A 1,293-nucleotide genomic window follows, 5' to 3' on the forward strand; every position below is an offset into this window, starting at 1 on the left:
CCGCACCGATTTCTATGGGTTATGAAAAGGCTGGCGCATAATTTTTGTCATATTTTTCACCCCGTCGAACAACCGCACAAACCCGGTGAATCAGCTTGTTGCGGACGGCGTTCAAAACCAGCATCGTGTGTTTACCCTCGCCTAATTTGCGCTGGTAGTAATCCTGAAGATCGCCCTTCACCTGAATTGCCGACATGGTGCCCATGTGGATCAATGCTTTCAGCCGTTTGCGCGCTTGGTGACTCACTCTGGTTTTGCCACGTACACTTGTTCCTGAGCGATACTCGAAGGGAGCGACTCCAGCGTGACAAGCCAATTTTTTAGGATCGTTGATGGTTTGCATTTCATTCGTAGTGACGAGCAGTTCGGTGGCGATCACTGGTCCGATGCCCGGTACAGAGACCATCAAGTCAAACAATTCTTTCAGCCGAGCATCAGCTTCAATGAGTTGTTTAATGGCTTGTTCGACCGCTTTTTGTTCTTCTTTGAGAGCTATTAAGGACTTCTTGACATTCCCTTTCAACGTCTTTTGCAGGGACTTGCTGATGAATGTTTCCTGTTCGGCCACGGGAACGGCCAATAGATTAAAAGCTTGGTTGAGCCGTTGGCGGGTGGCACTCAGAAAGGCCAGTTTCTGAATGACCTCGCGTGGTGGTTCCCAGAGACGTATTTGGTCGCGAAAGCGATAGGCATATTGAGCGATCCGTTGGGCATCAACCTTATCGCCGGGCCGCCGGGCGGTTTTGCCTCGTTGCATGCCCCCAGCCTGTTTGATCTGCAAGGAGGATTCCAGCCAGATGGCTAGGTTTTGTTGGTGAAGTAACTCAAGGAGGTGGGCATTGTATAGCCCCGTATGTTCCATACAGAACACGGCTTGCTTGGCATTCCAGCCAGGCAGGGACTTCAACTCAACCAAAGCGGTCTTAATGCCCGCCAACGTATTAGGCGTGTGGGTGCTGAGTTGTAGACCTTGTTGGGTGTAGATCGCCCAATCAAGCGTGTCTTTGGCAATGTCAATACCAATAAAGTAGCAAAAGTCCATAACAAGATTTAGTTTTGAAATTGTAGTCAACTCATTGCTTTTACTCGAACCCTTTTGTGGGCCTGAGAACCCTAATTTCTATGGCTCGGGCCACCCCGCCGAGTCTTAGGCAATTAGAACAGAGAGGGACCTGAATCGGCGCATAGGTCTTCTTCCTCGGCGGACCGGTAGGGTAGCCCTCTCTGGTTGACTACTGGCAAAAGACAAAATCCCGGAATATTACCAGCCCACAAACCTAAAGGGCGGACCGG

At 50.3% G+C, this 1,293-nt stretch carries 1 protein-coding gene; it reads right to left on the reverse strand.

Annotation, left to right across the window (positions count from 1 at the left end):
- Positions 1 to 19: 19 nt before the first annotated feature.
- Entirely contained in the window at positions 20 to 1,042 is a 1,023-nt protein-coding gene (locus FH603_RS28085) for an IS110 family RNA-guided transposase (RefSeq protein ID WP_186742671.1), read from the reverse strand.
- Positions 1,043 to 1,293 lie beyond the last annotated feature (251 nt).

The sequence above is a fragment of the Spirosoma utsteinense genome, assembly GCF_014282275.1.
Lineage (GTDB): Bacteria > Bacteroidota > Bacteroidia > Cytophagales > Spirosomataceae > Spirosoma > Spirosoma utsteinense.